We start from the raw sequence: 6,068 nt of genomic DNA on the forward strand, positions 1-6,068 counted from the left end.
CGACGGCTTCCGCATCGACACCGCCAAGCACGTGAACTTCGAGTTCTGGCAGCAGTGGACGACCCGCGTGCTCGACTACGCGCACGCGAAGGGCAAGCCCGACTTCTTCATGTTCGGCGAGGTGTACGACGCCGACCCGGCGAAGCTGTCGCCGTACGTCCGCGACACCGACATGTCGAGCGTGCTCGACTTCACGTTCCAGTCGTCGGCGGTGAGCTTCGCGAACGGCGGCAACACCAAGACCCTGCAGACCCTCTACGCGGGCGACGACCGCTACACGACGCCGGACTCGTCGGCCACCGCGCTCCCGACGTTCCTCGGCAACCACGACATGGGCCGCGTCGGCTACTTCCTCAAGGACGCCGACAACGCGCTGCAGCGCGACCTGCTCGCCCATGACCTGATGTTCCTCGGTCGCGGCCAGCCCGTCGTCTACTACGGCGACGAGCAGGGCTTCGTGGGCACCGGAGGCGACAAGGACGCCCGCCAGTCGCTGTTCGCGAGCCACGTGCCGTCGTACCAGGACCAGAACCTCATCACCGGCGAGCACGCCGGATCGGTCGACCGCTACGACACGTCCGCGCCCGTCTATGAGCGCATCGCCGACCTCGCGGCGCTCCGCGAGGCGAACCCGGCGCTCGTCACGGGCGCGCAGATCGAGCGGTACGCCGACAACGGCGCCGGCGTGTACGCGTTCTCGCGCGTCGACCGCGACGAGAAGGTCGAGTACCTGGTCGCCCTCAACAACACGACCGCCGACAAGGCCGTGAACCTCACGACCCTCACCGCCAACGCGTCGTACACCCCGGTCTTCGGCGCGTCGATCGGGATCTCGACGGATGCCGCCTCGGCGACCTCGGTGAACGTCCCGGCACTGTCGGCCGTGGTCTATCGCGCCGGCACGACGGTCACCGCCCCCGCTGCGGCGACGCCCGTGACCGTCTCGGTGCCGGCCGCGGGCGCGGGCCTCAGCGGCACCGCCGCGGTGAGCGCCGACGTGGACGACACGACCTGGCAGGAGACGAGCTTCGCGTGGCGCGTCGTCGGGTCGGACCAGTGGCACGCGCTGGGCACCGCCGAAGACACCGACCCGGGCGTCTTCCACACCGTCGACGGTCTCGCGGCCGGCACGCTGGTGGAGTACCGGGCCGTCACGACGGATGCCGCCGGCCACCACGCTGCCGCCTCGACGTACGCGTCGGTGGGCAACAAGGTGAGCACCGGCATCGACGAGACGCCGGAGGAGCCCGTCGAGGAGGAGCCGCAGACGCCGACCGAGTACGGCGCGGTGAGCGTGCCCGGCAGCTTCAACAGCAAGGCAGGCTGCCCGGGCGACTGGCAGCCGGACTGCGACGCCGTGCAGATGACCAAGGTCGACGGCATCTGGGACCTGAAGCTCGCCGACCTGGCGGCAGGCACGTACGAGTTCAAGATCGCCACCGAGAAGAAGTGGGACGAGAACTACGGCGCCGGGGGCGTGCAGAACGGCGGCAACATCACGCTCGTCCACGCGGGCGGACCCGTCGAGTTCTTCTTCGACCCGCGCACCAAGAACATCCGCACCACGGACGACGGCCCCGTCATCACGCTGCCGGGCAACCTGCAGAGCGAGCTCGGCTGCACGGGCGATTGGATGCCGGACTGCCTTGCGACGATGATGTTCGACCGTGACGGCGACGGCGTGTTCCAGTTCACGACCGACGACCTGCCCACCGGCTCGTACGAGGTGAAGGTCGCCCACGGCCGCTCGTGGACCGAGAACTACGGCGCGGGCGGCGCTCCCGGCGGCGCGAACATCACGTTCAGCGCCACCGCCGGCAAGGTCGTCACCTTCCGCTACACGCTGGCCACGCACGTCCTCACGGTCAAGGCGAGCGACCCGCCGCTGGCAGGCACGGGCGAGCTGCGTGCGCACTGGATCGACGCCGAGACCATCGCCTGGCCGACCGATCTCGGTGCGCCGGCCGCCGGCGCGGCCTGGCAGCTGTACGGATCGAAGGATGCCGCACTCGGCCTCACCGCGGACCGCGAGGTCACCGGCGGCACCGACCCGATCGCGCTGACGCGCATCGACGGCGGTCTGACGGACGCTCAGAAGAAGAGGTTCCCCGCGCTCGCCGGCTTCGTCGCGCTCCACGTCGACGGCGTCGACCGTGCCGCGGTCGCCGACCTGCTGAAGGGCCAGCTCATGGTCGCTCAGCGAGGCGCGACCGGTGCGCTCGCGGCGTTCACGGGCGTGCAGATCCCGGGCGTGCTCGACGACCTGTACGCGGATGCCGCCGCCGACGCCGACCTCGGCGTCACCTTCTCGAAGAAGGGCGAGCCGACGTTCCGCCTGTGGGCGCCGACCGCGCAGGCGGCGACGCTGCTCACGTGGGATGCCGGGACCGACGGCGACCCGGTGCGCCACGAGGCGCAGTGGGATGCGGCATCCGGAGTCTGGACGGTCAAGGGCGCGAAGGGCCTGAAGGGCGACGAGTACCTGTGGGAGGTCGCGGTCTACGCGCCGACGACCGGCAAGGTCGAGACGAACGACGTCACCGACCCGTACTCGGTCGCACTCACCGTCAACTCGGAGCGGTCGGTCGCCATCGACCTCGACGACAAGACGTGGCGCCCGAAGGCGTGGGAGAAGACGCCGGCTCCGGTCGTCGCCCGCCCGGTGGATCGTGCGATCTACGAACTGCACGTGCGGGACTTCTCGATCGGCGACACCACGGTGCCCGCCGCCGAGCGGGGCACGTACAAGGCGTTCACGCGCGACAGCGCCGGCACGAAGCAGCTGCGTCAGCTGTCGGCCGCCGGCATCAACACCGTGCACCTGCTGCCGACGTTCGACATCGCCACGATCGAAGAGGACCGTTCGAAGCAGCAGACGCCCGCCTGCGACCTCGCATCGATGCCGGCCGACAGCGACCAGCAGCAGGCCTGCGTCGCCGCGGTCGCCGACACCGACGGCTTCAACTGGGGCTATGACCCGTACCACTACTCGGTGCCTGAGGGCTCGTACGCGGTGGAGCCCGAGGGCGGCGCACGCGTCTCGGAGTTCCGCGAGATGGTGGGGGCGCTGCACGGCATGGGCCTGCAGGTCGTGCTCGACCAGGTGTTCAACCACACCTCGGCGTCGGGGCAGAACGCGACCTCGGTGCTCGACCAGGTGGTGCCCGGCTACTACCAGCGCCTCAACGCGGCGGGCAACGTCGAGACCTCGACGTGCTGCCAGAACGTGGCCACCGAGCACGAGGTCGCGCAGAAGCTGATGGTCGACTCGGTCGTGCTGTGGGCACGGGAGTACAAGGTCGACGGCTTCCGCTTCGACCTGATGGGCCACCACTCGAAGCAGAACATGCTCGAGATCCGGGCTGCGCTCGACGAGCTCACGCTGAAGAAGGACGGCGTCGACGGCAAGGCCATCTACCTGTACGGCGAGGGCTGGAACTTCGGCGAGGTCGCGAACAACGCCCTCTTCGAACAGGCCACGCAGGGACAGCTGGGCGGCACCGGCATCGGCACGTTCAGCGACCGGCTGCGCGACGCCGTGCACGGCGGCAGCCCGGTCGCGGGAGAGACGATCCAGCAGCAGGGCTTCGGCACGGGCCTGGGCACCGACCCCAACGGGGCGCCGATCAACGGCACGACCGAGCAGGCACTGGCCGACCTCGCGCACCAGACCGATCTGGTCAAGCTGGGACTCGCGGGCAACCTCCGCGACTACGTGCTGACCGATCACACCGGTGCCGTGAAGGCGGGCGACGAGCTCGACTACCGCGGCTCGCCGGCAGGCTACGCCGACCAGCCCGACGAGATCATCACGTACGTCGACGCGCACGACAACGAGACGCTGTTCGACCTGTCGATGCTGAAGCTCCCGGCCGACACCACGATGGCCGACCGCGTGCGCATGAACACGCTGGAGCTCGCGACCACGACGTACGCGCAGACGCCCTCGTTCTGGCACGCGGGCACGGAGCTGCTGCGCTCGAAGTCGCTGGACCGCAACAGCTACAACTCGGGCGACTGGTTCAACCGCATCGACTGGACGGGCCAGCAGTCGACGTTCGGCTCGGGGCTGCCGATGGCGGCCGACAACGACGACAACTGGGGCATCATGCAGCCGCTCCTGGCGAACCCCGCCAACAAGCCCGGTGCGTCCGACATCGCCACGGCCGAGGCATCCGCCCTCGACCTGCTGCGGGTGCGCGACGAGGTGGGGCTGCTGCGCCTCGGGTCCGCCTCGCTGATCGAGCAGAAGGTCACGTTCCCGAACAGCGGGCCGGATGCCGCACCCGGCGTCGTCGTGATGCTCATCGACGACCTCGTCGGCAAGGATGTGGACCCGAAGCTGAAGGGCGCCCTGGTGGTGTTCAACGCCGGGACCGAGCCGGTCACCCAGACCGTCGCGCAGCTGAAGGGGCGTTCGTTCGCCCTCACACCGGCGCTCGCGAAGGGCTCCGACCCGGTCGTCAAGACGACGACGTGGGATGCCGCCACCGGGACGATCACCGTCCCCGCCCGCACCGCCGTCGTGCTGGTCGAGGCGCAGAAGCACTGATCAGGATCCGCGAAAGGGTACGTTTCCGGGCGCCACGCGGCGGAAATGTACCCTTTCGCGATTCCGGGACGCGTCAGAGGCTGAGGCGCACGAGCAACAGGTCGGCCGCGCTGGTGATCGCGCTCAGCTGCCACGGCACGACCACGAGGGCGACGACCGCGAACAGCGCGATAGTGGACGCCTTCGCGCGGCGCACGATCCGGTCGACCAGCAGCCCGAGGACGCTCGCGATGCCGATCGTGCACGCCGCGACGCTCGCGAACGCCATGCGCACGTAGTCCTCGTCGGTGGGCGCGCCCTGCGGCAGGGTCGCGAGGGCGAGCCCGACGGGCACGATCACCAGCCCCAGCAAAAGGACGAGGGGTGCGGAGAACCCCCGCAGGCTGGTTCCGGGCCTGGTGGGGCCGGGTTTCGTCGCGACGTCGGTCATGGGCGCGAGCCTAGCGGGGGCGGGCTCCCCGGCGACAGGGGGACCGGGGACCAGCGTCAGATCGAGCCGAGCAGCTGCGCGCCGAACACCGCGACGGCCGCGATGCCCACCCCGGCGACGGCCAGCCCGATGATCGTGAGGATGAGGATGTTCCCGCCGATCGTCAGCAGGGCGGCCGTCACCGGCGACAGTTCGCGGCGACGGGGGAGGCGGACGGCAGACGTGGTGGTGACCATGTCTTCGACGCTACGGAGCACGTCGTCCACGCGCGTCAGCCCACGGTCTCATCCGCCTCCGCCTGCGGGATGATCCTCTGCCCGGCACATCGGCTACGGTGGAGCCCGTCCGCCCGACCCGCCGGAGAGTCGCCATGAGAGTCGCCCTGCATTCGATCGTCAAGGACGGTCACGAGAGCTCGTACGACAGGGAGCACGAGCGCATCCCCGACGATCTCGCGGCGAGCTTCGCACGCATCGGGATCCACGACTGGACGATCTGGCGCTCCGGATCGCACCTGTTCCACGTCGTCGACTGCGACGACTTCGCCGCCGCCATGCGGGCGCTGGAGGGCGACCCCGCCGACGCCGCCTGGCAGGCCCGCATCGGCGAGCACGTCGACCATTTCGTGCTCGACGGCGACGCCCCCGAAGGCATGGTGCTGCCCCAGGTCTGGCGGCTCAGCGAGCAGCGCGGCTGACGCCGGCGGCGACGGCATCCACTCTGTGAAAAAAGAAATCCGGGGAAGTGTCGATGTCGGCGCCCGTCGCACGACGACCCCAGTGAGGCCGGCACGAGCCCGCCCGCAGCGGAAGGATCTGAAATGAAGTACATGATGTTCGTCGTCACCTCGCTCGAGCCCGACGCCGAGGTCGACGACTCCGACGTCGACCTGTGGGTCGACCCGCTCGACGCCAGCGGCAAGCGCATCATCGGCGAGGTGCTCGCCCCGCAGGCGGACTCCACGGTCGTCAAGGTGCGCGGCGGCAAGGTGCTCACCACGCGCGGTCCGTTCGTCGAGACGGCCGAGGTGATCTGCGGCTTCGACATCCTCGAGGTCGACAGCCTCGACGAGGCGATCGAGATCGC

General features: G+C 69.8%; 5 protein-coding genes. 3 read left to right on the forward strand and 2 right to left on the reverse strand.

What is annotated here, in order from left to right; translation table 11 throughout:
• Nucleotides 1-4,552, forward strand: a 4,552-nt coding sequence (gene pulA / locus ACTHNQ_RS10225; RefSeq protein ID WP_440333274.1) for a pullulanase-type alpha-1,6-glucosidase, incomplete at its 5' end; no start/stop codon positions are given.
• A gap of 73 nt (nucleotides 4,553-4,625) precedes the next feature.
• Here pulA and ACTHNQ_RS10230 read toward each other — a convergent pair.
• Nucleotides 4,626-4,982: a hypothetical protein gene (locus tag ACTHNQ_RS10230; RefSeq protein WP_440333275.1), complete on the reverse strand. Its 357-nt coding sequence runs from the start codon at nucleotides 4,980-4,982 to the stop codon at nucleotides 4,626-4,628.
• 56 nt (nucleotides 4,983-5,038) lie between these two features.
• Nucleotides 5,039-5,218, reverse strand: coding sequence for a hypothetical protein (locus ACTHNQ_RS10235; protein ID WP_018173248.1), 180 nt, complete (start codon nucleotides 5,216-5,218; stop codon nucleotides 5,039-5,041).
• 134 nt (nucleotides 5,219-5,352) lie between these two features.
• Here ACTHNQ_RS10235 and ACTHNQ_RS10240 point away from each other — a divergent pair, with 134 nt between their 5' ends.
• The gene (locus ACTHNQ_RS10240) at nucleotides 5,353-5,679 is read left to right on the forward strand and encodes an L-rhamnose mutarotase (protein WP_018173247.1); all 327 of its coding nucleotides are present in this window, start codon (nucleotides 5,353-5,355) and stop codon (nucleotides 5,677-5,679) included.
• Nucleotides 5,680-5,802: 123 nt separating this feature from the next.
• A partial coding sequence (locus ACTHNQ_RS10245; protein WP_440333276.1) for a YciI family protein occupies nucleotides 5,803-6,068 on the forward strand: 266 nt, incomplete at its 3' end.

Source organism: Microbacterium sp., assembly GCF_051953575.1.
In the GTDB taxonomy this organism is placed as follows: Bacteria; Actinomycetota; Actinomycetes; order Actinomycetales; family Microbacteriaceae; genus Microbacterium.